The organism is Caballeronia sp. LZ043 (genome assembly GCF_031451075.1).
Taxonomy (GTDB): Bacteria; Pseudomonadota; Gammaproteobacteria; order Burkholderiales; family Burkholderiaceae; genus Caballeronia.
Genome location: NZ_JARUXT010000004.1, coordinates 18,505 through 41,456, shown reverse-complemented (window position 1 = coordinate 41,456; position 22,952 = coordinate 18,505). Strand labels below are relative to the sequence as shown.

The following is a 22,952-nucleotide window of genomic DNA, read 5'->3' as shown; positions in this document are numbered from 1 at the left end:
CGCCGCGGCCAATGCCATCAAGCGAAATCGCCTATCCTTGAGCGCTCTATCAAGCATCGATGCTGGAGTTGCCATGACCGTTCGCAACCTCGACACACTGTTTGGACCGAAGTCGATTGCCGTGGTCGGTGCGTCGTCACGGAGCGGAAGCGTTGGAGAAATGGTCTGGACGCGCGCGCTATGTGCCGGATTCGCTGGATCGCTATGGCCCGTCAACCCCAAGCATGAAACGCTGAACGATACCCCCGTCTATCCGACTGTCGCCGCATTGCCTGACTGCGCTGATGTCGCCATCCTTTGTACGCGCCCCGATACTTGGCCAGCGCTCATCGAGGACCTCGGTAGACGAGGAACCAAGGCGGCAGTAATCGTCGGTGAGGCCGATCGGCAAGAAAGAGGCTCCTCAGCCACGCAACCAGCGCAGTGGAAAGCAGCAAGTCTTGGCACCCAGGAGTGGACCGCACGGGCCCTCGCCGCTGCGCGCCCTTACCTGATGCGCATCGTAGGGCCATCGAGCCTAGGCGTCGTCACACCTGCCATCGGTGCGTGTCTTGGAGCTCCCGCCTGCAAGGTCAAACCCGGTGGTGTTGCCTGGGTATCGGAATCGAACGCGCTGACTAACGGCGTTCTCGGCTGGGCGAACGCACGCGGCCTTGGTTTTTCGAAAGTCATTGCACTGGGCGACGAGGCCGATGTCGACTCCGGTGACATCCTCGATTTCCTCGCCAGCGATCCCTCCACACGAGCGATCCTGCTTGCCATCGAGAGAGTGACTTCCGCACGCAAGTTCATCTCCGCCGCCCGGGCCGCCGCGCGCAACAAGCCCGTGCTGGTCCTGCGCACCGGTCGCGACGATCCATTCGATCGGCTCTACGGTGCCGTATTCCGCCGCGCGGGTCTGGTGCGCGTCGATTCGCTCGATGATCTGCTCGATGAAATCGAAACCCTGGGTATCGGCCGGGTCGCGTCGAGTGACGTCGCGACGTTGATCACGAGTGACCGCGGTGTCGCCGCGCTTGCGCAGGATGCGTTCTCCAGCGCAGGAGACGATTTCGCTCACTGGCCGGCCGCCACGCGCGATGCCATCGCGGCTGCGCTTCCGCGCGCTCATGCCGGTAATCCTCTTCTCCTTGGCGACGATGCCACGCCTGCCGATTTCGGTTCCGCAATTCGCGCACTTGCGGATCATCGCGAGTCCGGCACAGCTTTTATCGTGCACGCGCCGACGCACAGTGCGCCCGTAGCCGATGTCGCACGCGCGTTGATCGATGAGCGCCATCACGCCTATCGCGGATTGCTGGCGTGCTTTTTCGGTTGCGTGGATTCCACAACCCGCGACGCCCTGCACACGAACGGAATCCCGGTCCATACGACGCCGCATCGGCTGGCGCGTGCCTTCGCCCGTCTTGTTGATTTTCGACAAGGACGCAAACTGCTCATGCAGACGCCGGACGGTCAGCCGGCCGAGCTCCCGCGAGATCTCCACACCGCGCAGAACGACATCCGTGCTGCGTTAGCGAACGGCGTAGCGGAACTGGATGGAGAACGAGCCGCACGCGCACTCGAACGCTTCGGCATTCCGGTCAAACCCGGACCATCGAATGCATTGGCGAGCGACGCAGTCGAGATCCAGGCGCGCCTGCTCAACCATCGTGTGTTCGGTCCTGTATTTGAGTTCAAGGCCGAGGGGGCTCTGGGCCTGGCCGATGCGCTGCACGAATTCGCGCTGCCGCCGCTCAATCCCGTGTTGTCGCGGGATCTGGTCATGCGCTCACCGCGCTCGCGCGAACTGCCAACGGAGTTGCTGCTCGCGGCACTCACCGCACTTTCGCAACTCGTTTGCTATATCGAAGAAATCGTCGCGCTTCGGCTGGTTCTGCGTGTGACGCGCGATTCCGTCTCCGCGCACGAGGCGCAACTCACACTCGGTGTGCATCGCAAGCCGTTGGCTATCGTCCCTTATCCGCGCTGCCTCGAGGAGACGCTGGACTGGCGTGGCATGCGCATTACGGTGCGTCCGATCCGGCCCGAGGACGAAGACGCTCATCGCGCCTTCGTCGCGGCCAATACTGCGGAGGACTTGCGTCTTCGCTTCTTCGGTGCCGTGCGCAGCTTCGATCACTCGCAACTCGCCCGCATGACGCAGATCGATTACGACCGGGAAATGGCGTTGATCGTCACCCACGCCGACGATGCGGGCACCGGCGAAACGCTGGCCGTCGCGCGAGCCATTGCCGATCCGGACAACGAGACAGCCGAATTCGCCGTGGCGGCGCGCTCGGACATGAAAGGCAGGGGCTTAGGCGGGCTTCTGCTCTCGCGCATCATCGACTACGCGAGAAAGCGCGGCACGCGCTGGCTGGTGGGCGAGGCGTTGCGGGAGAACGCCGGCATGATCGCACTGGCGCGTCGTGCCGGCTTCGAGTTGACGAAGACTGAAGATCCAGGCGTCGTCGGCTTCAAGATGCGGCTGGGCGTCAAGCCGACACAGCCGGCCTCGAACTAGGCCGCGAGCTTGTCTCGCGCGTCATCGACCTGCGCGCGCGAGATCGAGAGCTCATCGAGCAATGCTTCGGCATACGAATTTCCCGTTTCCTTCTCGAGCCGCGCAATGGTCAGCGCACAGCGCGATGTGTCCTTGAGCGTCGCGATAAACGGCTTGACCGACTGTCCCGAGACGAACGCATCGAAGAGCGGCGCGCGAATCTCCTCGGGCAGTGCGCGCGAGGTCCACTGATATGGCTTGCCGTTGTGCGTCAACTGAGGCGGTAGTGCGCGTTCTTTTTTCGCGGCCGGAATGAGGCCAAAGGTCCGCGCCGCTTCGCCGATCTGCTTAGCCGAGAAGAGTTCGTCCGGTGAGATCTCGAACTGCGCGATGTAGGTTTCGATCGATTGCATCGCAGCCGCCCGATCGTCGCGTTTCTTCTGTGCGCGCGCGACGATTTCGCGCAGCTCGTCCGCTTCGTCGGACGTGATGGTGAAGCTGGCTTGCTTTTGCTGCAGTTCGGAGAAGCGCAGGAATTCGGTATCGGAAAGGAGTTTCGCCATCGGAAATGCGTCGGGTTGAACACGGCAATGCGCCGTCATGACGCCTTGCCTTTTGGAAGGGTCGCCATTCTAACGCGTCGCGCACGGTGCTCAGTCACGCGTCATCGAAAGCGAGTTCGATGCTTCCATCAGCAAGGCAGTCACTTCTTCAACGGACGGTGCAACATAGTCGTCGATGCGTCGCATATATGGACAGGTGAGGGCGGCAATCGCCTGGCCCGAAGGACCGAGCAACGGAAACGTCACGTCTGTCACGCCGAAACTCTGCTGGCTGTCCTTCCTCGAAAAACCCGCTTCCTGGATCTGCCGATAGTCGGCGTCCAGCACTGTACCGTCCACGGTCATCTCGCCCTTGACCTTCGTATGTTCGGCGAGCATGTGTTCGCGTTGCTCGTCCGTTTGAAAAGCAAGCATCACGCGGCCCGAGCCGGTATCGATCAGACCGACGCGCGCGCCAAGCCGCACCGATATGCCCCAAGTCCCAGGCCCATCCACCTGGGCGATCACCAGCAGATTCCCGCGCTCGTAGACCACGAGGTGTACGGACTGCTCGGCAGCGTCGGCGAAACGCTGCATCGCTGGGAGGGCCGCTGCAATCAGCCGGTTCATCGGCGGGTGAAGATGCGCAAGTGCGTACAGCTTGAGGCTCAGCGAGTAGCGATCGCCTTCCGGCGAACGCACGACATATTGACGGGCAACCAGCCTTTCCAGCATCCGATACATCTCGCTCGCATTGCGCCCGAGCCGCTTCGTGATTTCCGCGCGCGTCAGCCCTGACTTCTGCGCAGACAGCAGTTCGAGGATGTCGAGGCCTTTGTCGAGCGCGGGTGCACGGTAGCGGTCGGCATCGACATCCTGGTCCATCGGTTCGGAAGGCATTCTCAGTCTGGGTGGATATCTGGTGTCAGGAGCGCCAGTGTAAGCCGCAGAAAGGGTTCACATTTCGGCGCGTTCGGGAAACTACTTGCCGTTCCGACTCAACGCTTTCTTGACTTCGTGTCGTGCGAATATGAATATTACGTTCACTGATGAATAAACGCGCCGGGAAATGATGTCTGACAGAGCGCTTGCATGGGCGTCCGTAAATCCAGTGGCAGCCATGTACACGCAAAACCAGGCGCCGATGAGAGGCTTGCAGGAGATCGACGCACTGCGAGAATTGCCGCGCGCTGTTAGCAAAAGGCGTTGGCACGGACGTCGCGGCGCCGACTGCGATCAAAGGCGCGCATCGCCACTTGGCCGAGTCCGCTGCAAACGCGCGTGATCTCGAGCTCCTCGAAGTTCGAACATCGCAAGCAGCGGCAGTTCGCGGATTCCTCATAAGGTCAATGTCCCGGTCCGCAGGTTTGCGAGGCGAAGCGCGACAGGGTACTGTGGCGTCTCGCACGGCCGAGAACGCTTCACACTGAAGGAAACCACCGAGGCTTGCACATGACCGGAGACACCCAGGCTGTTTCGCGCCGACGCAAGATTGGCCGCACGCCGCTGGAAGTGAGCGCGCTGTCGCTCGGTACTGCGCCGCTCGGCGGCCTCTATCACGAACTCACTGAAGAAGCCGCGCGTGCGACGGTCGACGCCGCCTGGCAAGCCGGCATTCGTTTCTTCGATACCGCGCCACACTATGGCCACACCAAGGCGGAACATCGTCTTGGCGATGCATTGCGGCGCTATCCACGTGAAGACTTCGTGCTGTCGACCAAAGTCGGGCGCCGTTTCGTCCCACGCACGACGCCCGACGACGGCAGCGAAGGCTGGGCCGCGCCGCTGCCGTTCCAGGCAATCTACGACTACACGTTCGACGGCATCCTGCGTTCCTTCGAGGACAGCCAGATGCGCCTTGGCATGAAGGACATCGATATCGTGCTGATTCACGACATCGGCCGGGTCACCCATGGTGCAAACAACGCACATTACTGGAAGCAACTGACCAACGAAGGCGGCTTTCGCGCGCTCGACGAGTTGAAGCAGTCGCGCGGCGTCAAGGCGGTCGGCCTCGGCGTGAATGAAGGCGCTGCAGTGCGCGAGATGATGGCCGAGTACGACATCGACTGCGCGCTGCTCGCGGGACGATACACGCTGCTTGAACAGAACACCCTCGACGATCTCCTGCCCGAATGCGAAAAGCGTGGCGTCAGCATCCTGCTGGGCGGCGCGTTCAACTCGGGCATTCTGGCACGCGGGCTTGACCATCAAGCGCATGGCGATCTCAAGTTCAACTACGGCGATGCACCGAAGGACATCGTCGAGCGTGTCGGCAAACTGGAGCGCGTGTGCCGGGAGCACGGCGTAGCGCTGTCGACCGCGGCCATCCAGTTTCCTTATGCGCATAAAGTCGTGGCCACGGTGCTGATGGGCGCCCGCACGCCGGATGAAGTGCGTCAGAACGCGGCATCTTTTGCGACGCCGGTTCCGCCGGCGCTTTGGGATGCATTGCGCGCCGAAGGCCTGCTGCATGCGGATGCGCCGGTGCCGCGATGAACATCGACGCGCATCAACACTATTGGGATCCGGCGCGAGGCGACTACGGCTGGCTCACGCCGGACATGAAGCCGCTCTACCGCGTCTTCGCACCCGATGACCTCATGCCCTTGCGACAAGCAACCGGTATCGCTCGAACGGTCGTCGTGCAGGCTGCGCCGACCATCGATGAAACGCGCTATCTGCTCGATCTGGCCCGCACCGAGGATTCGATTGCCGGCGTGGTTGGCTGGGTGCCGCTCGATTCGCCCGATGCCGTGCAGATGATCGACACATTCGCTCGCGACCCGAAGTTCAAAGCCGTGCGGCCGATGCTTCAGGATCTGCCCGACGACACATGGATCGCCCACGCGCCACATCCGGCGGCGATCCATCGCTTGATCGATCTCGATCTGGCCTTCGACGCGCTCATCTTCACGCGGCATGTTCCGTCGCTGATCGAGTTCGTCGAGCGCTATCCGACATTGAGAATCGTCGTCGATCACGCGGCCAAGCCGCCGATCCGCGACGGCATCGAATCCAGCTGGCAACCGTGGGCCGACAGCATCGCGAGACTAGCCGCACTACCGCAGCAACTTCACTGCAAGATTTCCGGTCTCGCGACTGAGGCAAACGCTGGCTGGACCGAGGCCACGCTGAAACCCTATGTCGCGCATCTCGTCGAACAGTTCGGGTCCGCGCGGTTGATGTGGGGCAGCGACTGGCCCGTGCTCAATCTCAACGGCGACTATGCCGTGTGGCACGCCACGGCAAGCCGTCTGACCGCGCATCTCGACAAAGCCGCGCAAGACGCGATATTCGGCGCAAACGCCCAAAATTTCTATCGACTCTGAAGCGATTCGGAAGAAACCCAAACCGGCTCTTATAGCCAAGATGTCTCAAAAACAACTTCGACTGGAGCAGTAGATGGTACAAAGACTGGCAGGCAAGACGGCGCTCATTACGGCAGCGGGACAGGGCATCGGCCTTGCGACGGCTCAGCTTTTCGCGAAGGAAGGCGCGCGTGTCATCGCCACCGATATCCGCACGGAGTCGCTCGACGGCAAGCCCTTCGAAGTGCGCAGGCTCGACGTCCGCGACTCGCAGGCGGTCAACGCGCTCGCGCAGGAAATTGGGGCGGTCGACGTGCTGTTCAACTGCGCGGGTTACGTGCATGCCGGCTCGATTCTCGAAGCGACCGAGGAAGACTGGGAGTTCGCCTTCGACCTGAACGCCAAGGCCATGTATCGTACGATCCGCGCGTTCCTGCCGAAAATGCTGGAGACGGGCGGGGGGTCGATCATCAACATGTCGTCGGCGGCATCGAGCGTCAAGGGCGTGCCGAACCGCTTCGTGTATGGCGCGTCGAAGGCGGCCGTGATCGGCCTGACCAAGTCCGTTGCCGCCGATTTCGTCACGCGCGGCATCCGCTGCAACGCAATCTGTCCCGGCACGGTGGAGTCGCCGTCGCTCAAGGACCGCATCGCGGAACAGGCCAAGGCGCAGGGCGCCACCGTCGATCAGGTGCAGGCCGCCTTCGTCGCTCGCCAGCCGATGGGACGTGTCGGCCGCGCCGAGGAAATCGCCGCGCTCGCGCTGTATCTGGGCTCGGACGACTCGTCGTTCACGACGGGTCAGATTCACATCATCGATGGTGGCTGGTCGAACTGACCGGTCATCGTTCTTTTTCGAACCAGGAGGATCAACTCAGATGAAGCTGCTTCGTTACGGCCCCAAGGGTCAGGAAAAACCGGGTCTGCTGGACGCCGAGGGCCGGATTCGCGATCTGTCGAAGGTCGTCGATGACATCACCGGCGCGACGCTGACCGAGGCGAGCCTGGCGAAACTGCGCGCGGTGGATGTCGCGACGCTGCCGGTCGTCGACGGCAATCCGCGCATCGGACCGTGCGTCGGCCGTATCGGCAAGTTCGTCTGCATCGGGCTGAACTACGCGGATCACGCCGCCGAGTCGAACCTGCCGGTGCCCACCGAGCCGGTCATCTTCAACAAGTGGACCAGCGCGATCAGCGGTCCGGACGACGACGTCGAAATCCCGCGCAACTCGGTCAAGACCGACTGGGAAGTCGAACTGGGCGTGGTGATCGGCAAGGAAGCGAAGTATGTTGACGAAGCCAGCGCGCTCGATTACGTCGCCGGCTACTGCGTGATCAACGATGTTTCCGAGCGCGAATGGCAGCTCGAGCACGGCACGCAATGGGACAAAGGCAAGGGCTTCGATACGTTCGGCCCGATCGGACCGTGGGTTGTCACGAAGGACGAAATCGCTGATCCGCAAAAGCTCGACCTGTGGCTCGAAGTCGACGGCAAGCGCTATCAGAACGGCAACACGAAGACGATGGTCTTCACGGTCGCGCAACTGGTGGCGTATCTGTCGAAGGTGATGAGCCTGCAGCCGGGCGATGTCATCTCCACCGGCACGCCGCCGGGCGTCGGCATGGGTGTGAAGCCGAGCGCGGTGTACCTGAAGGCCGGCCAGACGATGAAGCTGGGCATTCAAGGGCTCGGCGAGCAGACGCAGAAGACGGTCGCAGCCAAGTAACGTTGGCGGCGCAACGAAAAAAACCTCGCTGCGGCGAGGTTTTTTTCTGGACGACGGGATAAAGGAAGAATGCGGCTCAGGCGTGGAAAACCGGCTCGCTCGCGACGCCGTCATTGATGCGCGTGATCGTCCCCTGTGCGACGGCGACCAACCGTTCAGCGCCGCCATCGGTGACGAACACGTCGCACTGGCAGGTGGCCTGCGTCATGCCGGCATGCACGACGCGCGCACGGGCCATCAGCGTGCCGCTGACCGCCGGGCGCAAGTAGTTGATCTTGTACTCGCCCGTCACGACCTTCGGGCCCAGCCGCAGCGCGCCGGCGAAGGTCAGCGCGTTGTCCACGAGATAACTCACCACCCCGCCGTGTACGAAGCCATGTTGCTGCCTGAGTTCGTCCCTAATGGTCAGACACAGCGTGAGACTCGCTGAATCGACCTGCATCAGTTTGGTACCAAGCAAGGCGCTGAACGGTTGCGCATTCAGCGCACCGCGCGCGATATCGACTATTTCGGCCATTCGGACACTCCTTGGGTGGGTTCGGTGCCGTCCTGCAAAGACAATAGAAAGCGATCGCGCGCACTGCAAGAAACTCCTGCAAATTTTGTGCAATGGAGCGTTCGGGCCGCGTGATGTGCGCCTTCGACGATGCCCAGTCAAACCCGCAGCGATCTCCGCATTCGCGTAGACAGCCGGTTCCGCAAACGATTCAAGCTTTCTGACGGCATTGCCGTAAACCCTCACTGTTCCCGCTCGGGCGGGTGTGATTTCGCAAATTCGGAGTGCGGGTGATGTTTGCAAGGATCAAGGTTTCAACGGGTTTGCTGGCTGTACTGGTGGTGTTCTGTCTCTTTCAGCTGGTCACCGAGGGACTCGGTTTCTGGTCCCTCTCACGCACGCATGACGATGTCGGCAATCTTTCCGACATCGCGCTCAAGCAGGTCAATGCAGTCAACCAGACGACGCAGCATCTGATGGATGCACGTATCAACCTGTCCCGCGCCGGCACCCGCATGGTGCGCGGCGGCAGCGAGCCGACCGACATCGTGCAGCACGCGCGCGCACAGATCGCGGCGGCGGACAAGTCTTTCAACGCCTTCCTGAATGCGCCCAAGACCGGCGACGAGAACATCGCGCGCTCGACTGCGCTGCAAGGCAAGTACGCGGAGTATGCGAAGGCGCTGGCGGAGCTCGTCCAGTATCTCGATGCGGGCAACATCCAGGCGTTTCTGGATCAGCCCACGCAAGGCTTCCAGGACCGCTATCTCGCGGAACAGCAAAATTTCGTCAATTTCGGCGATGAGGCCGGGCGCGCCTATCTCGCGTCGATCGACACGCGCTATGCATGGTTTCGCGCGGTCGGCATCGTGATTCTGGTGGCGCTCGTGGCCGGCATCGCGCTAACGCACGTGGCGCTGCGCCGTGGCGTGATCGCGCCGCTGGAGGAAGCGGGACGGCACTTCGAACGCATCGCGAACGGGCATCTGGATGAACGCATCGAGCGCGGCGGCAGCAACGAGATCGGCCGGCTGTTCGCCGGACTCGCGACGATGCAGGCGAGCGTCGCGAGCACGGTCAAGGCGGTGCGCGCGACGTCGGATTCGATCAACCTCGGCGCCGACGAAATCGCAAGCGGCAACGCGGATCTGTCCGCGCGCACGGAAAACCAGGCGGCCTCGCTGGAAGAAACGGCATCGAGCATGGAAGAGCTGACCGCCACGGTGCGGCAGAACGCCGAGCACGCACGTGAGGCCAACACGCTGGCCGGTGAAGCGCTGCAGGCCACCTCGCGCGGCTCGAGCGTCGTGGATGATGTCGTCGAGAAGATGCGCGGCATCGCGTCCAGCTCGGACAAGATCGCGGAGATCATTTCCGTCATCGACGGGATTGCCTTCCAGACCAACATCCTCGCGCTGAATGCGGCCGTCGAAGCGGCGCGCGCGGGCGAACAGGGGCGCGGTTTCGCGGTCGTGGCCGGAGAGGTGCGCGGCCTCGCGCAACGTTCCGCGCAATCGGCGAAGGAAATCAAGGCGCTGATCGGCGAGTCGGTGGCGCAGGTGAGCGACGGCTCGCTGCTCGTCGAACGCGCGGGCGCGGCCATGCGCGACGTATCGGCGTCGATCTCACGCGTGACGCAGATGATGGCGGAGATCAGCGCGTCGTCGCTCGAACAGAGCGTCGGGATCGAGCAGGTCAACCAGGCCGTCACGCAGATGGACGAAATGACCCAGCAGAACGCCGCGCTCGTCGAGCAGGCTGCTGCTGCTGCGTCGTCGCTACATGAGCAGACGCGGCAGCTCAAGGCGGCGGTGTCGGTGTTCCAGCTCGCCTGAGACAGCGCCCGTCAGTCAGTCAAGGCCGCGTACGACGTCGCGAGGTGATACGGCGTCGTCGACGGCATCTCGGCGCGAATGACGTCTCCCTGCGCCGACCGGGCCTCCACCCAGCCCTTGTCATGCAGGAAGCGCGCGCCGAAGCGCGCGATCTGCTCGCCGGGCGCTTCGCCGCGCGTGACCAGCGCGCGCAGATATTCGGTCTGGGCCCAGATGCGCTGGGTGCCGTCGATCACGCGGCCACTCTCGTCGATGGCCGCGCACACCCCGCCCGTTTCCGGGTCCACGCCGTGACGTTGTGCGAATTCGAAGGCGCGCGCGAGTCCTTCGTTGAGCCCGGCCGCCTCGAACGCCTCGTGCCGGCTTCCCAGCGCCAGAAAAAACCATTCGAATTGATGGCCCGGCTCCAGCCGGTTGCCTGGCGCGCCCATCGGCAATTCGGCGATCGAGCCGCTCGGCGCATGCACGAACGCGTCCGCGACGGAGCGTGCAAGTTGCAAAAGCCGCCGGTCGTAGGCGGCGTCGCCGGTGGCTTCGCGCGCGGCAAGCCATGCTTCCGCGAGATGCATCAGCGGATTCTGCAACGGGGTTTCGAGCGTGGCGCCGAAGTCTTCGGCAAGCACCGCGTTCAGCAGATCACCGCCGCTCGAAAAGCGTGCTTCGATCAGGCGTGAGCTTTCGTCGAGCAGCGCGAAGGCGTCGGCCGAGCCGGTGCGCTTGGCGTAATGCGCGCACGCGAAGACCACGAATGCATGGGTGTAGAGATCCTTCTGGCGCTCGAGCGGTGCGCCGTTCGCATCGACGCTATAGAACCATCCGCCGTTTTGCCGGTCCAGAAAATAGTGCCGTAGCGCGTCGAACAGCGTGGCGGCATGCGCGAGGTCGCCGGCGTCCGTGAAGGCGAACAGTTGCCGCGCGCAGGCCATCGCGCGATAACGCCTGGGCGGCAGCGGCGCATGGTCATGCGCCGCGACGGCTTCGTACGCCAAGCCGAGCGCGGCGTTGAATCCGGGACCGCGCCATATCGGCAGCACGACATCCGCATAATGCGCGCGCAGCGCGGCGGCGGAGTCCGGGCGCACAGCTTGCAGCGGCGATTGAGCATTGGACTGAGCGTTGGTTTGCTGATCCTGCATGGATAGACTCGGATGGACCCAGGGGACGCGCCCTTGCCCGAGGCGCGCAGCACGGAAGCATAACAAACCAGCCTGGCGCCGACCGGTTCTCGAGGCCGCTCGCCGGGCTTTCGACCAGAGGAGGTCACTGACATGTTGGGCAATATTGAAATCATCTCGCGGCTCGTGATGGCGGCGGCGCTTGGCAGCGTGATCGGCTTCGAGCGTGAACGGCTCTCGTGGGCAGCAGGATTGCGCACGCACATGCTCGTGTGCGTCGGCTCGGCGCTGATCATGATCGTGTCGGCCTATGGTTTCGAGGAAGCCTTGAAGGGCGATCACGTCGTGCTCGATCCGTCGCGGGTCGCGGCGCAGGTGGTGTCGGGCATCGGCTTTCTCGGCGCAGGCTCGATCCTCCTGCGCGGCGAGATCGTGCGCGGACTGACCACGGCGGCGAGCCTGTGGTCGGTTGCGGCCATCGGGCTGGCGGTGGGCGGCGGGCTGTACACGGCGTCGATCGCGGCGACGGCGATCATTCTCGTCATTCTCGCGGGCATCAAACCGCTGGAACGGCGCTTCATCAGCGTCAAGCAGCGCCGGCAACTGACGATGCTGGTCGAGCGCGGCTCGCTGACGTTTCATGGCCTGCACGAAGCGCTGGGCCCCGGCAGCGTGCGCGTGAAGCAGTTTGTCGTCCAGCAGAGCGACGACTCGCCCGATCTCGATGAAGTGCGCGTGGAGCTGTCGCGCGCATCGGCGATGGAATATCAGGCGATCTGCGATCGTTTGCGGCATCTCGACGTCGTGCGCGAATTTCGTGAGGACGATGCCAGCTAATTTGCCTGAGGGATGCGGGCGGCGCCCCGCCGCGTGAGACAATGCGGCCTCTCGAAGAATTCGCCGCGACCGCCGGACCACCGTGCGTCCAGGGCCGCGGCCTTTCGAACCTATGCCAGATTCCGCTGCAAACAAAACGCCCGACACGCTCCCGGGCGATACCGCCGGACGCGCCATGCCGCGACGGGAGCCCGAATCGCCGGCCAGACAGGACGGCGTCGACATCGAAAAGAAACTCGCCCGCGCGGCGCGCTCCGCGCAGCGTCTCGCGCAATTGAGCGACGGCGCGCGCAATGGCGAAACGCTCGACCTGTTCGCCGAAGACGCCGAACGCGCGCATCTTCAGGCACTGAATACCGATATCCGTCAGGGCACGTTCGAAGGCTTCGAGCTGCCTGAGGTGTTTCTCGCAGCAGTGCAGTCGAACCACGCTGCGTCGCCGTCCGAGGCGGCCGCGGCGAAACGGGCGTCAAAGACGAACGTGGCGCCGGTCGAGCCGGTGCAAGGGTTGTTTCAGGACGAAGCGCAGCCCTCGCCAGCCAACGAAGGCGACGGCATGGAGCCAGCGAAATCCTGTGCGCTCGCCGCCGCCGTGCCGCGTGCGGCAAGCGTGAGTAGCGTCGCGCTCGACGGGCACGGCGCCGTTGGGGTGTCGCAGCCGGTGCAATCTTCTGGAGCGCCCGGCGAGGTGCCGCCGCAGATCAAGGCCGGAGCCGGGCCCGAGCTTGACCGCGCGCGGGCCGCCGCGTTTGCCGACACGGTGGAGGCGCTCCACGCCGTCATGATCGAGCAGCGCATGTCCGCGACCGCGCACGCGCGCCGGATGAAGACGATGTTGTCGATCATCGTCTGCGTGATGCTCGTCACCGTGGCAACCGGTATCGCGCAGACGGTGCTGCTGGTGCATATGGGCCGCGACGGCAAATTGCAGCAGGACCGCATGGAGCAACTGATGCTCAACCAACAGGCGACGCTTGCCTCGCTCTTCGATACCGACTCGGACACCGTCAGCCTGCGGCATGGCCGCGACCCGTACGGAACCGACGCCTCGCCGATGCAGCCGGTGAGCGCGGACAGCCCGGACTATCCGTCTAAGAAGTACGCGCGTTCCGCGCACCATCGCGCCGGTTCGACGGCACACTGATTCTTCGCCTTCCCGTTTCATCGTTACGCGCTGCGGCGGCATGTCGCGCTTTCGCGTGTTCCGACGCCGAGACGCGGCCGGACGGGCGTTTACCGGCTGTCCCCACATTCAGAGCAGCGAAATCACTCGCAGGAATCGGTAAAATGTAGAAAAACTACAACAAATTTATTCGAAAATGCTGCGACGCACTTGGAATGAATCAGGGCAAACCCTATAATGCGTCCTAAGGGAAAACCCTTTAACGCTAACCGGAGCCAGACATGAGCTACCTTTTCGCCCTGCTGCAAAAATTTGCTTCGCTGTTCGAATCGCCGAACCTTCCGCTCGACAAAGACTACTGCTACCAAGCACGTTTCCGTGATTCGGAGCGTCAGCGCAAGGCACGCGGTACGGCTTTCGGCATTCGCCTGTAATGCGTCGCTGACGGCGGCGCGGGAACACAACACAAGCAACACACGACGGCCCTTTGCCGTACGACCCGCCCGCCAAGTCACCGCTACATGTAGTTTTTCTAGCATCTCCTCGCTGTCCCCACGCGCCTCCTGCGCGCGATCGCATCGCCCTTCCTTTCGCCTGTCTGACGTCTACCCGGCAACTCGCCTGCATCGTCAACAAGCATCCAGACTTGTCCTGACGCGACACGCAAAAATCCCCGAGCCGTTTCATTACGCTGGCGGCAAAGCCTTATCCAGCAAGGCCCCGACGAGCATTGCGCACATCCGGCCTTATTCCAGTGTCGTATTTCCACATGTGCCTGTCGCAATTAGTCGGCTGACGTGACTTTTTTCTGGCAACTATGTATGCACAGCGCGGACGCAGGTCCGCCCCGCCAGGAGAGACTCGATGAATTCCCCCAAAGTGGTAGTCGAGGGACTGTGCAAGGTTTTCGGCAACAGTCCCAAGCAAGCGCTCGACATGCTGGCCGGCGGTGCGACGAAGGAAGAAGTCTTCAAGCGCACCGGGCAGATCGTCGGCGTCCATAACGTCTCGTTCGACGTCAAGGAAGGCGAAATTTTCGTGCTGATGGGCCTTTCCGGCTCCGGCAAATCCACGCTGATCCGACTCATCAACCGGCTCGTCGAGCCGACCGCCGGCAAAGTGCTGATCGACGGCCGCGACGTGGCCGCCGTGCGTCGCTCGGAACTCACCGAACTGCGCCGCAAGGACATGAGCATGGTGTTCCAGTCCTTTGCACTGATGCCGCAGCGCACTGTTCTTTCCAACGCCGCATTCGGCCTCGAGGTCGCGGGCGTCGGCAAGAAGGAGCGCGAAACACGGGCGATGACCGTGCTCGAACAAGTCGGCCTCGCGCCGTTCGCCCAGAAGTTGCCTGCGCAACTATCGGGCGGCATGCAGCAGCGCGTGGGACTGGCGCGCGCGCTGGCGGTGAATCCCTCGCTGATGATCATGGACGAGGCCTTCTCCGCGCTCGATCCGCTCAAGCGCAAGGAGATGCAGAACGTGCTGCTCGATCTGCAACGCGAGCAGCGTCGCACGATCCTGTTCGTGTCGCACGATCTCGAAGAGGCGATGCGCATCGGCACTCGAATTGCGATCATGGAAGGCGGCCGGGTGGTGCAGATAGGCACGCCGCAGGAAATCATCACCAATCCCGCCGACGATTATGTCGAGGCCTTCTTCGAGGGTATCGACACGAGCCGCTATCTGACCGCGGGCGACCTGATGCAGACCGATGCCGTGCCGCTCATCAAGCATGCGCCGCAGATCGACGCGTCGAGCGTGGCGGCGACGCTCAACGGCAGCGCGGACTACGCGTTCGTGATGGACGGCGAGCGCCGCATTCGCGGTTTCGTCGGCCGCGACGGCAATGGCAACGCGGTGCCGCAGATCAATCCCATCGAGTGCATCGAGCGCGGCATGGCTCTCGACGATGTCGTGAACCGCGTGGTTGCGAGTCCGGCGCCGCTGCCGGTTGTCGATGCCGACGGCTTCTATTGCGGTTCGATCAACAAGGCCAACGTCCTGAAGGTCCTTACGCACCATCGAGGTTCCCATGTCTGAAATCATTCCGCTTGGCAGTTGGGTGGACCACGGTGTCCACTATCTCCTCGATCACGACGCGAAGACCTTCGACTCGATCGGCAAGGTCATCGAAACGTTCGCCGCGGCGGTCGAGCATGGCCTGCAGGCCATTCCGATGTGGCTGATGATCGCCATCTTCGTGGGCATTGGCCTGTGGCGGGTCGGCTGGCGATTCGCGGCGTTCGTGCTGGCCGCGCTGCTGCTGGTCTACGCGACCAACTTCTGGGATCAGATGGTCATCACGCTGGGCCTCACGCTGTCGTCGACCTTCATCAGCCTGCTGCTCGGCATTCCGCTCGGCATCTGGACCTCGAAGAGCCGGACGGTGGAAATGATCGTGCGTCCGGTGCTCGACCTGATGCAGACCATGCCCGCATTCGTCTACCTGATTCCGGCGGCCATGCTGTTCGGTCTCGGCCGCGTGCCGGGGATTCTCGCCACCGTGATCTTCGCGATGCCGCCTGCCGTGCGTCTCACGTCGCTGGGCATCAAGCATGTGAACCGCGAAATCGTGGAAGCCGGCCAGGCCTTCGGCTGCACGCCGTGGCAGCTGCTCTACAAGGTGCAGGTCCCGAACGCGCTGCCGTCGATCATGACTGGCGTGAACCAGACCATCATGATGGCGTTGTCGATGGTGATCATTGCGTCGATGGTGGGCGCAGGCGGCCTCGGCAACGACGTGCTGGCGTCGATCCAGCGCCTCGACATCGGCCTGGGCTTCGAGAGCGGCCTGTCCGTGGTGTTGCTGGCGATCATCCTGGACCGCATCACGGAAAGCTTCGGCCGTTCGCCTGGCATGGCGCGCGCTCCGTTGTTCGCGGGTCTCAAGAGCGTGATGAAAGTGCGCCGCACGCCGGCGACCCAACAAAGCTGAGAGGCTTGTGCATGAAGCGCGACGCGATCGTCCCGGCGGCTGTGGATTCACCGTTGTCCAATCTCGCGCACTTCGGCTTCGTGACGCTGCCGAACTTCTCGATGATCGCGTTCACGAGCGCGGTCGAGGTGTTGCGCATGGCCAATTACGTCGGCCGTGCGCAGCATTATCGATGGTCGATCATCACGCCGGACGGCGAACCCGCGCGCGCCAGCAACGGCATCACGGTCAAGCCGGCCATGACGATCGACGAAACCGGCATGCCCGATGTGCTGATCGTCTGCGGGGGCTGGCAGGTCGCGGATTACGTCGACGACAAGGTGATCGGCCTTCTGCAACGCGCGCATGAGGCGGGCATTCCGCTGGGCGGCATCTGCACCGGGCCGTATGCCTTGCTGGCCGCGAAGCTGCTGGATGGCTATCGCTGCACGCTGCATTGGGAAGACATGTCGCCGGTCAACAAGCGCTTCCCGCATGTGCGTTTCGCTGACGAACTGTTCGTGATCGATCGGGACAGACTGACCTGCACGGGCGGCACCGCGCCGCTCGACCTGATGCTCAATCTCGTCGGCATGCGGCTGGGGCAGGCGCATGCGGCGCAGGTGTCGGAACAGTTCATTGTCGAACGGATACGCGGCTCGACGGATTACCAGCACATTCCCGTCGATGCCCGCGTGGGCTTTTCGCGCGCCGAGCTCGTGGAAGTGGTCCGGCTGATGGAGGCGAACATCGAAGAGCCGCTCTCGCTCGATGAGCTTGCGCGGCTCGTGCATTTGTCGCAGCGGCACTTGCAGCGCATGTTCAAGATGTTCCTCAGCGTCTCGCCGACGCATTACTACCTCACGCTGCGGCTGCGTCGCGCGCGCGAACTGTTGCGCAATACAGATGCGTCGATTGCACGCGTGACGAGCGTATGCGGATTTCATTCGCCTTGTCACTTCAGCAAGGCGTATCGCGCGCAGTTCGGGCATGCGCCCAGCGTGGAGCGGCGCCTCTCGGCCTAGCGCGTCCATTGTCTGAATGATTCTGTTCCGCGCCGGTTCGTGACGGGCCGCGCGCGGGCTGACTTGCGTCCTGATGAACCTGAGAGAGAGGAAAAACATGAAGCGTTTGTGGATCGCGTCGCTCGCTGCGGCGATGCTGGCGGGTGTGAGCGTGGCGCACGCGGCCGAGCCTGCGGCGTGCAGGAACGTGCGTTTTGCGGATGTCGGCTGGACCGATATCGCGGCGACGACCGGACTCGCATCGACGATCCTGCAGGGCCTCGGCTACAACCCGACGAAGACGATTGCCTCGGTGCCGATTACGTTCGCGGGCGTCAAGAGCAAGCAGATCGACGTGTTCCTGGGTTACTGGTCGCCGACGATGGATCCGATCATCGATCCGTTCAGAAAGAACAATCAGGTGAAGGTACTGGCGACGCCGAATCTCAAGGGCGCGAAGTACACGCTCGCGGTGCCGGATTATGCGTATCAGGCGGGTATTCGCAACTTCAACGATATCGCGAAGAACTACGACAAGCTCGATGGCAAGATCTATGGCATCGAGCCGGGCAATGATGGCAATGCGCTGATCAAGAAGATGATCGATTCGAATCAATATGGACTTGGCAAGTTCAAGCTGGTGGAATCGAGCGAGGCGGGCATGCTGGTGGAGGTGAATCGCGCGATTCGCGAGAAGAAGCCGATCGTATTTTTGGGGTGGGAGCCGCACCCGATGAACGTGCAGATGAAGATCGATTATCTCTCGGGTGGCGATGAGGTTTTCGGTCCCAATTATGGCGAGGCCAAGGTGCTGACCGTGACGCCGACGGATTACGATTCGCGTTGTCCGAATGTCGCGAAGCTGGTTTCCAATCTGCAATTCACGACGGATATCGAGAACCACGTGATGCTGCCGATCATGAACAAGACCGATGCGAACAAGGCGGCGCGCGAGTGGCTGAAGGCCAATCCGACGGTGCTGGACAAGTGGCTTGCGGGTGTGAAGACGTTCGACGGGAAGGACGGGCTGCCGGCGGTGAAGACTTATGTGGCGGGGGCGAATTGAGTTACAGGGCCTTGTTGGCCTTGATGTCGAAGGCGGCAGTGACCGCGCCCATGCTGCCGCCTTGGGCGTTTTGCACGACGTATTCCTGCTTTATTTTCGCGAAGGACAGGCCGACGCTTTCGATGGCGTAGCCGGCGTCAGCGGATGGGTGGACCTTCGTGATCAACACGTCTTCCATGGTGATCCGGAAGTATTCGAGGGCCGTGCCGCCGGCCTTGCGCATGATGAGTTCCGCTTTGGGTATGTGCTTGCCGGTGGCGCTGTAGAGGAACAGATTGGGCGATGCGCGGTCGATCTCGTGCTTGAATTCGAGGCCGGAGAAGGACGCCTTGCCCGAGCCGCCCCCTGAATTGACGTGCATGGAGGAGGGTTGGGAAACGGTCCATTCCCAGAAGATCACCTGAATGGCTTTGGGATGGGTTTTGTCCTGCGATTCGCCGTCGATGCCCTGTAGGTTGAGGAGGATGTCGGAGTGCATGGGGGTGGGATTTAGGGTGAACGGAAGCGGGGTTATTGATGTCGTCTACGGACGATGCGGGTGATCAAGCGGTAGGCCAGCCATAGGGCCAGGGCTGAGAAGATCCAGTTGAGGACCAGGGCGAAGAGGCCGCAGGCGGCACCGACGGTTTCTGGATCCCGCACGTCGTTGTAGCCGAATGAATCGAGTGCAAAGCGCACGGTCCTTTCAATCCACTCCGGGCACGCTTCAATGTGCGCGTCGATAAAACGGAGAAGGAAAATGCCCAGTTTGTAGGAGAGGAAAATCCAAAGAGAAATCTGAAGAACGAACCAGGCCATCTTCTTCATTGAACTTCCACCACGCCATAGGCCTTATATGACGTCCCAGGAATAGAGATAGTCGGCGGCCTTGAACGAATGAATCTTTTCAATTTTTCGAAGGCCTTCTTGTCAACTACTGTGATGCAACCCATGCTTGTCCCGCTGACTCCGTTCGGATGAAGCCTGAAACTCTCGCGCTTGACGCCATTTACAATCGTTGAGTCGCCCGTTTTGGGATTCCAGAGGGTGAACCATTGGGTATGGTCGCTACCGATAACTAAGTCAGTCCACCAATCACGAAGCCAACCTAAACGACCGCCGGCTTGGCGATCAATAAGGTAGTAGCGTCCAGGCGGAATGGGACCCACGCTTTCGAGCGAAACGGCGTCCGGATTGTCACGACCCACGCCTCTTCCTGAATACGCCTCAATGCTGCCGAAACCTGTGCAGGTCAGATCGGAGGAAACCTGTCGGTTGAGTTTGAATACACAGCTGACTGGCATTGATTTTCCAAGCGCGCTTCGTAGAGTTATTAATCGCGCTCACAACCTTAGCGGTTGATTGCCATGCAGTGTGAAAAGTTCTGTAATAAATTTATAGATAACTTGCCGCCACCACCTGCGAAAATCGAATACGCTTTGAGCTGGCACCTATAAGAGTAGACTCGTTGCCTCCGCGCACGATTTTCTTACCGCCTGACAATTTAACGTGCACCAAAATGCATGGACGGAGAACACACGTGCTTCAGCCGCTGTGAATGAATCGGGCGATCAATCGATATCCAATCAACAAGACCATCGCGACGAATATCCAGCAGAGCACGAGCGCGACAAGCTCACAAAAGGCGCCGATGGTTTCAGGTTCTTGCACATCGCCGTAGCCTAGGGTTTCGAGCGCAAAGCGCACGGTCCATTCGATCCATCCCGGCGCTTCTTCGACGCGCGCATTTAGATAACGAAAAAGGACAACACCGAGCCCATACCAAAGTACGAGCCAAAGCGAAAACTGAAGGATTAATTTGAAGATGCGTTTTGTTGCGAAAATGAAGACAGGCATCGAAGTGACTCACCTCGCAGTCGCGTTCTTGATTTGCTCCCTGCCACGCCAAAATCTGGAAGCGAAAACATAGGCCGCGAACACCGTGACGTCTACTACAATCCAGCACGCGATTAAAACGGTGAGATCCGAAATCACGAAGATATCTTCGTGATAATTGATGTCCGAATGCGTTAGCCTGAGGACGTAGCGAGTGGCGTCATCCAGCCAGTCCGACATGATGGATGTCTTCTCTATCAAGAAGACTGCCAAAGCAATTCCGGCGCGAAAAGTGACGCAGATAAACAGGGCCATTTGCAGAAAATGACGAAGGGTGCGTTTAGTTCTTTGCCAGCTACTATGAAGCCCTCTCCGAATAATATTGAACTTGTATTGAAACGGCATTCGACTTTTCGTGATGGACTGAGCATCGAACGGTACCGCCTGAAGCCGTAAACATGCATAAAAATTTGTAAAACAAAAATGCCCCCGATCAACAAAATCGAGGGCATATAAGACTGCGATCAGCAACAAGCAAATCGAACTAACTCCGATAATCCGTCATAGCCCGACCCTCAATCATCCGCAACGCCGCTTCCCACTGCATGTGCGTAATCCCCTCCGATTCATCCCGCCGATATTGCGAAGCCGTCACCTCACACACCTTCTCCGAAGGCCAGTTCAATTCCCCGCCTCCCGCCAGCGCCCGCAATTGAATCTCACAAGCCCGTTCAAGAAAATACATTTCCTGAAACGCCTCCGGAATCGACTTCCCGCAAGTCAGCAGCCCATGATTACGGAGAATCATCGCGTTATGCGAACCGAGATCGTTCACGAGCCGATCCCGCTCGGCCAGATCCAGCGCGATCCCTTCATAATCGTGATAAGCCAGATGCCCGTAATACTTCAACGCATGCTGACTGATCGGCAGCAGGCCGCGCTTCTGAGCCGAAACCCCCGCACCCGCCGCCGTATGCGTATGTACGACGCACGCCACATCGTGACGCGCCATGTGAATGGCCGAATGAATCGTGAATCCCGCCGGGTTCACGCGATAGCGCTCCGGGTCGTCGCGGGCGCCGGGCTCGACCGGCCGTCCTTCGCTGTCGATGCGCACCAAATCCGACGCGCGCATCTCGTCGAACAGCACGCCATAGCGGTTGATCAGAAAGTGATGGTCCGATCCCGGCACGCGCGCACTGATGTGCGTGAAGATCATGTCGGTCCAGCGAAAATGCCCGATCACGCGATAGAGCGCCGCAAGATCGCAACGCACCTGCCATTCTTCCTGCGAGTATCCGTGAGTCGCCATGCCGTTCCTCCTTGGTGTGATGAGCCGCGGAAAACGTGAACCAAGTACTCTGAAGGCGCTCTACAGCGCCTGGGCGCGGCCCGGAAAAGTCTCGTCGTAGTCCATCGATTGCTCGGCGGCCTGCGCGTCCTGTGCACCGCCTTGCTCTCGATACATCATCGGCGGCACGCCGAACTGCTTGCGGAACTCGCGGCCCAGATGCGAGGCATCCGAGAAGCCGCAGCTCGACGCGATATCCGCCACCGTCTTGTCCGAACTCGTCAGCAGCCATGCCGCCGTGCGCAGCCGCACCTGCTTCGCATACGCCTGCGGCGCCTTGCCCGTCTCCGCCTTGAAAAGACGCTCAAGCTGGCGCGTCGACATGTCGAGCTTGTGGGCCAGTTCGTCCAGCGTCAACGAACGCCCGACGTGCTGCTCCATCAGCAGGATCGCACGTTTGACTTTCGGATGCGTCGCCGGCGCGAGACCGGGCGGATGCGGCTGCGGCGCGTTGCCTTTCTGCATGTCGTCGACGAGCAGGATGCGCAACGCCTTCTGCACTGTCGCGGTCTCGAAGTGGCGCAGCAGAATGGCCGCGGCCACGTCGATGGAAGCGCGTCCGCCCGAGCACGTAATGCGCCGCCGGTCGATCACGAACAGCCGGTCCGCGACGAGCGCCTGTTCATCCGCATGCGGAAAGCGCTCGACGAAGTCCCAGTAGTGAAACCAGCTCACGCAGATGCGGTGTCCTTCGAGCACACCGGCGCGCATCATCGAAAACACGCCCGTACACATGCCGACGATCGTCGCATCCGCCGCGGCTGCGCGGCGAATGAACTGCAGCGTCGCATCGCTCGTCGCGGGGCCGGAATGCAGCAGGCCGCCGACCACCACCACGTAGTCGAACGGCTCGGCTTTCTCATAGGTTTCCCACGGCGTGACCTGGATGCCGCAACTCGCGCGGACCGGCGCGAGCGTCTCGCCGATCACGCTCCAGGAGCAGCGCACGGGGCGGCTGAAATCGCCTTCGTCGGCGGAGAGGCGCAACAGGTCGACGAAACCGGAGAACGCGGTCAGCGTGAAGTTCGGCAGCAGGATGATGCCGAAGCGGATACGCGATTTCGATTGACCGTCGATGGACAGCGGTGGAAGGGACTCTGCGGGGTTCATGCGCGTGACGTGCGGCGGCTCGAAGTGATCCGGCGAGCATAGCACTCGCGCGCGGCGCGCGGCACCCGCGTCAGAAAACGCGCAGGCCGGTTCAGAACCTAGGGATTACACCGATGCGTGCACGCTGCGCCACGCGCTGACGCCGCCATCCCATTTCGACGGCGCTTTTGTTCTATCGAGTCTTTTTGCGGTTTGGTGCAATGAGCGCCATACCGAAA

The 22,952-nt window shown here is 61.8% G+C and carries 24 protein-coding genes; 13 read left to right on the top strand and 11 right to left on the bottom strand.

The annotated features are described in order from the left end of the window. The first annotated feature begins 73 nt into the window (after positions 1-73). Positions 74-2,506: a GNAT family N-acetyltransferase gene (locus QCE64_RS27865; RefSeq protein WP_310007468.1), complete on the top strand. Its 2,433-nt coding sequence runs from the start codon at positions 74-76 to the stop codon at positions 2,504-2,506. Here QCE64_RS27865 and QCE64_RS27860 read toward each other — a convergent pair. Together QCE64_RS27860 and QCE64_RS27855 are read right to left on the bottom strand one after the other, a co-directional pair. Continuing rightward, the gene (locus tag QCE64_RS27860) at positions 2,503-3,048 is read right to left on the bottom strand and encodes a hypothetical protein (RefSeq protein WP_310007466.1); all 546 of its coding nucleotides are present in this window, start codon (positions 3,046-3,048) and stop codon (positions 2,503-2,505) included. The two genes, QCE64_RS27865 and QCE64_RS27860, sit on opposite strands and share 4 nt — an antisense overlap. Before the next feature lie 90 nt (positions 3,049-3,138). Continuing rightward, positions 3,139-3,927, bottom strand: a complete 789-nt coding sequence (locus QCE64_RS27855; RefSeq protein ID WP_310007465.1) for an IclR family transcriptional regulator — start codon at positions 3,925-3,927, stop codon at positions 3,139-3,141. Between the two features lie 552 nt (positions 3,928-4,479). Here QCE64_RS27855 and QCE64_RS27850 point away from each other — a divergent pair. The 4 genes from QCE64_RS27850 (at position 4,480) to QCE64_RS27835 (ending at position 8,065) form a co-directional block, all read left to right on the top strand. Further along, complete coding sequence (locus tag QCE64_RS27850; RefSeq protein WP_310007463.1) at positions 4,480-5,526, top strand: aldo/keto reductase; 1,047 nt, start codon at positions 4,480-4,482, stop codon at positions 5,524-5,526. Further along, positions 5,523-6,359, top strand: a complete 837-nt coding sequence (locus tag QCE64_RS27845; RefSeq protein WP_310007461.1) for an amidohydrolase family protein — start codon at positions 5,523-5,525, stop codon at positions 6,357-6,359. Before QCE64_RS27850 ends, QCE64_RS27845 begins: the two co-directional genes overlap by 4 nt. A 73-nt stretch (positions 6,360-6,432) precedes the next feature. After that, positions 6,433-7,176, top strand: a complete 744-nt coding sequence (locus QCE64_RS27840; RefSeq protein WP_309925371.1) for an SDR family oxidoreductase — start codon at positions 6,433-6,435, stop codon at positions 7,174-7,176. A 40-nt stretch (positions 7,177-7,216) separates the two neighbouring features. Continuing rightward, positions 7,217-8,065 (top strand): ureidoglycolate lyase, encoded by an 849-nt coding sequence (locus QCE64_RS27835; protein ID WP_309925368.1) that lies wholly within the window; start codon positions 7,217-7,219, stop codon positions 8,063-8,065. 76 nt (positions 8,066-8,141) lie between these two features. Here QCE64_RS27835 and QCE64_RS27830 read toward each other — a convergent pair whose 3' ends face one another. Further along, entirely contained in the window at positions 8,142-8,582 is a 441-nt protein-coding gene (locus QCE64_RS27830) for a PaaI family thioesterase (RefSeq protein WP_309934267.1), read from the bottom strand. A 272-nt stretch (positions 8,583-8,854) separates the two neighbouring features. Here QCE64_RS27830 and QCE64_RS27825 point away from each other — a divergent pair, with 272 nt between their 5' ends. Then, the gene (locus QCE64_RS27825) at positions 8,855-10,396 is read left to right on the top strand and encodes a methyl-accepting chemotaxis protein (RefSeq protein ID WP_310007459.1); all 1,542 of its coding nucleotides are present in this window, start codon (positions 8,855-8,857) and stop codon (positions 10,394-10,396) included. Between the two features lie 11 nt (positions 10,397-10,407). Here the strand turns inward: QCE64_RS27825 and QCE64_RS27820 are convergent, their stop codons facing one another. Continuing rightward, positions 10,408-11,532 (bottom strand): AGE family epimerase/isomerase, encoded by a 1,125-nt coding sequence (locus tag QCE64_RS27820; protein WP_309927463.1) that lies wholly within the window; start codon positions 11,530-11,532, stop codon positions 10,408-10,410. A 132-nt stretch (positions 11,533-11,664) separates the two neighbouring features. Between QCE64_RS27820 and QCE64_RS27815 the strand changes: the two genes are divergently transcribed. From QCE64_RS27815 to QCE64_RS27785, 7 genes are all read left to right on the top strand, one after another. Beyond that, positions 11,665-12,348, top strand: a complete 684-nt coding sequence (locus QCE64_RS27815; RefSeq protein WP_309927462.1) for an MgtC/SapB family protein — start codon at positions 11,665-11,667, stop codon at positions 12,346-12,348. Positions 12,349-12,523: 175 nt separating this feature from the next. After that, positions 12,524-13,492: a hypothetical protein gene (locus QCE64_RS27810; protein ID WP_310007456.1), complete on the top strand. Its 969-nt coding sequence runs from the start codon at positions 12,524-12,526 to the stop codon at positions 13,490-13,492. A 260-nt stretch (positions 13,493-13,752) separates the two neighbouring features. Then, positions 13,753-13,905: a hypothetical protein gene (locus tag QCE64_RS27805; protein ID WP_310007454.1), complete on the top strand. Its 153-nt coding sequence runs from the start codon at positions 13,753-13,755 to the stop codon at positions 13,903-13,905. Between the two features lie 430 nt (positions 13,906-14,335). Further along, positions 14,336-15,514, top strand: coding sequence for a glycine betaine/L-proline ABC transporter ATP-binding protein (locus tag QCE64_RS27800; protein ID WP_309909234.1), 1,179 nt, complete (start codon positions 14,336-14,338; stop codon positions 15,512-15,514). Next, positions 15,507-16,409, top strand: a complete 903-nt coding sequence (choW, locus tag QCE64_RS27795; protein WP_309927458.1) for a choline ABC transporter permease subunit — start codon at positions 15,507-15,509, stop codon at positions 16,407-16,409. The genes QCE64_RS27800 and choW overlap by 8 nt, the downstream gene beginning before the upstream one ends. 11 nt (positions 16,410-16,420) lie before the next feature. Beyond that, a complete protein-coding gene (locus tag QCE64_RS27790) occupies positions 16,421-17,413 on the top strand; it encodes a GlxA family transcriptional regulator (RefSeq protein ID WP_310007451.1) in 993 nt (330 codons plus the stop codon). 97 nt (positions 17,414-17,510) lie between these two features. Then, positions 17,511-18,458, top strand: a complete 948-nt coding sequence (locus QCE64_RS27785) for a choline ABC transporter substrate-binding protein (RefSeq protein ID WP_310007449.1) — start codon at positions 17,511-17,513, stop codon at positions 18,456-18,458. Between the two features lies 1 nt (position 18,459). Here the strand turns inward: QCE64_RS27785 and QCE64_RS27780 are convergent, their stop codons facing one another. From QCE64_RS27780 to QCE64_RS27750, 7 genes are all read right to left on the bottom strand, one after another. Further along, positions 18,460-18,936, bottom strand: a complete 477-nt coding sequence (locus QCE64_RS27780) for a type VI secretion system tube protein Hcp (RefSeq protein WP_309927452.1) — start codon at positions 18,934-18,936, stop codon at positions 18,460-18,462. A 32-nt stretch (positions 18,937-18,968) separates the two neighbouring features. Next, complete coding sequence (locus QCE64_RS27775; RefSeq protein WP_310007447.1) at positions 18,969-19,265, bottom strand: hypothetical protein; 297 nt, start codon at positions 19,263-19,265, stop codon at positions 18,969-18,971. Then, positions 19,262-19,741 (bottom strand): DUF2778 domain-containing protein, encoded by a 480-nt coding sequence (locus tag QCE64_RS27770; RefSeq protein WP_310007444.1) that lies wholly within the window; start codon positions 19,739-19,741, stop codon positions 19,262-19,264. Before QCE64_RS27770 ends, QCE64_RS27775 begins: the two co-directional genes overlap by 4 nt. Before the next feature lie 241 nt (positions 19,742-19,982). Continuing rightward, positions 19,983-20,294, bottom strand: coding sequence for a hypothetical protein (locus QCE64_RS27765; protein ID WP_309934252.1), 312 nt, complete (start codon positions 20,292-20,294; stop codon positions 19,983-19,985). A gap of 9 nt (positions 20,295-20,303) precedes the next feature. After that, a complete protein-coding gene (locus QCE64_RS27760; protein ID WP_310007442.1) occupies positions 20,304-20,804 on the bottom strand; it encodes a hypothetical protein in 501 nt (166 codons plus the stop codon). A 13-nt stretch (positions 20,805-20,817) separates the two neighbouring features. Further along, a complete protein-coding gene (locus tag QCE64_RS27755; protein WP_310007440.1) occupies positions 20,818-21,585 on the bottom strand; it encodes a class II aldolase/adducin family protein in 768 nt (255 codons plus the stop codon). A gap of 60 nt (positions 21,586-21,645) precedes the next feature. Beyond that, positions 21,646-22,734, bottom strand: coding sequence for a GlxA family transcriptional regulator (locus tag QCE64_RS27750; RefSeq protein WP_309934245.1), 1,089 nt, complete (start codon positions 22,732-22,734; stop codon positions 21,646-21,648). Positions 22,735-22,952: the final 218 nt, after the last annotated feature.

Excerpts from the sequence above, each read along its gene's own strand:
- QCE64_RS27865 (WP_310007468.1), top strand. The coding sequence starts at position 74 with ATGACCGTTCGCAACCTCGACACACTGTTTGGACCGAAGTCGATTGCC.
- QCE64_RS27860 (WP_310007466.1), bottom strand. The coding sequence starts at position 3,048 with ATGGCGAAACTCCTTTCCGATACCGAATTCCTGCGCTTCTCCGAACTG.
- QCE64_RS27855 (WP_310007465.1), bottom strand. The coding sequence starts at position 3,927 with ATGCCTTCCGAACCGATGGACCAGGATGTCGATGCCGACCGCTACCGT.
- QCE64_RS27850 (WP_310007463.1), top strand. The coding sequence starts at position 4,480 with ATGACCGGAGACACCCAGGCTGTTTCGCGCCGACGCAAGATTGGCCGC.
- QCE64_RS27845 (WP_310007461.1), top strand. The coding sequence starts at position 5,523 with ATGAACATCGACGCGCATCAACACTATTGGGATCCGGCGCGAGGCGAC.
- QCE64_RS27840 (WP_309925371.1), top strand. The coding sequence starts at position 6,433 with ATGGTACAAAGACTGGCAGGCAAGACGGCGCTCATTACGGCAGCGGGA.
- QCE64_RS27835 (WP_309925368.1), top strand. The coding sequence starts at position 7,217 with ATGAAGCTGCTTCGTTACGGCCCCAAGGGTCAGGAAAAACCGGGTCTG.
- QCE64_RS27830 (WP_309934267.1), bottom strand. The coding sequence starts at position 8,582 with ATGGCCGAAATAGTCGATATCGCGCGCGGTGCGCTGAATGCGCAACCG.
- QCE64_RS27825 (WP_310007459.1), top strand. The coding sequence starts at position 8,855 with ATGTTTGCAAGGATCAAGGTTTCAACGGGTTTGCTGGCTGTACTGGTG.
- QCE64_RS27820 (WP_309927463.1), bottom strand. The coding sequence starts at position 11,532 with ATGCAGGATCAGCAAACCAACGCTCAGTCCAATGCTCAATCGCCGCTG.
- QCE64_RS27815 (WP_309927462.1), top strand. The coding sequence starts at position 11,665 with ATGTTGGGCAATATTGAAATCATCTCGCGGCTCGTGATGGCGGCGGCG.
- QCE64_RS27810 (WP_310007456.1), top strand. The coding sequence starts at position 12,524 with ATGCCGCGACGGGAGCCCGAATCGCCGGCCAGACAGGACGGCGTCGAC.
- QCE64_RS27805 (WP_310007454.1), top strand. The coding sequence starts at position 13,753 with ATGAGCTACCTTTTCGCCCTGCTGCAAAAATTTGCTTCGCTGTTCGAA.
- QCE64_RS27800 (WP_309909234.1), top strand. The coding sequence starts at position 14,336 with ATGAATTCCCCCAAAGTGGTAGTCGAGGGACTGTGCAAGGTTTTCGGC.
- choW (WP_309927458.1), top strand. The coding sequence starts at position 15,507 with ATGTCTGAAATCATTCCGCTTGGCAGTTGGGTGGACCACGGTGTCCAC.
- QCE64_RS27790 (WP_310007451.1), top strand. The coding sequence starts at position 16,421 with ATGAAGCGCGACGCGATCGTCCCGGCGGCTGTGGATTCACCGTTGTCC.
- QCE64_RS27785 (WP_310007449.1), top strand. The coding sequence starts at position 17,511 with ATGAAGCGTTTGTGGATCGCGTCGCTCGCTGCGGCGATGCTGGCGGGT.
- QCE64_RS27780 (WP_309927452.1), bottom strand. The coding sequence starts at position 18,936 with ATGCACTCCGACATCCTCCTCAACCTACAGGGCATCGACGGCGAATCG.
- QCE64_RS27775 (WP_310007447.1), bottom strand. The coding sequence starts at position 19,265 with ATGAAGAAGATGGCCTGGTTCGTTCTTCAGATTTCTCTTTGGATTTTC.
- QCE64_RS27770 (WP_310007444.1), bottom strand. The coding sequence starts at position 19,741 with ATGCCAGTCAGCTGTGTATTCAAACTCAACCGACAGGTTTCCTCCGAT.
- QCE64_RS27765 (WP_309934252.1), bottom strand. The coding sequence starts at position 20,294 with ATGCCTGTCTTCATTTTCGCAACAAAACGCATCTTCAAATTAATCCTT.
- QCE64_RS27755 (WP_310007440.1), bottom strand. The coding sequence starts at position 21,585 with ATGGCGACTCACGGATACTCGCAGGAAGAATGGCAGGTGCGTTGCGAT.
- QCE64_RS27750 (WP_309934245.1), bottom strand. The coding sequence starts at position 22,734 with ATGAACCCCGCAGAGTCCCTTCCACCGCTGTCCATCGACGGTCAATCG.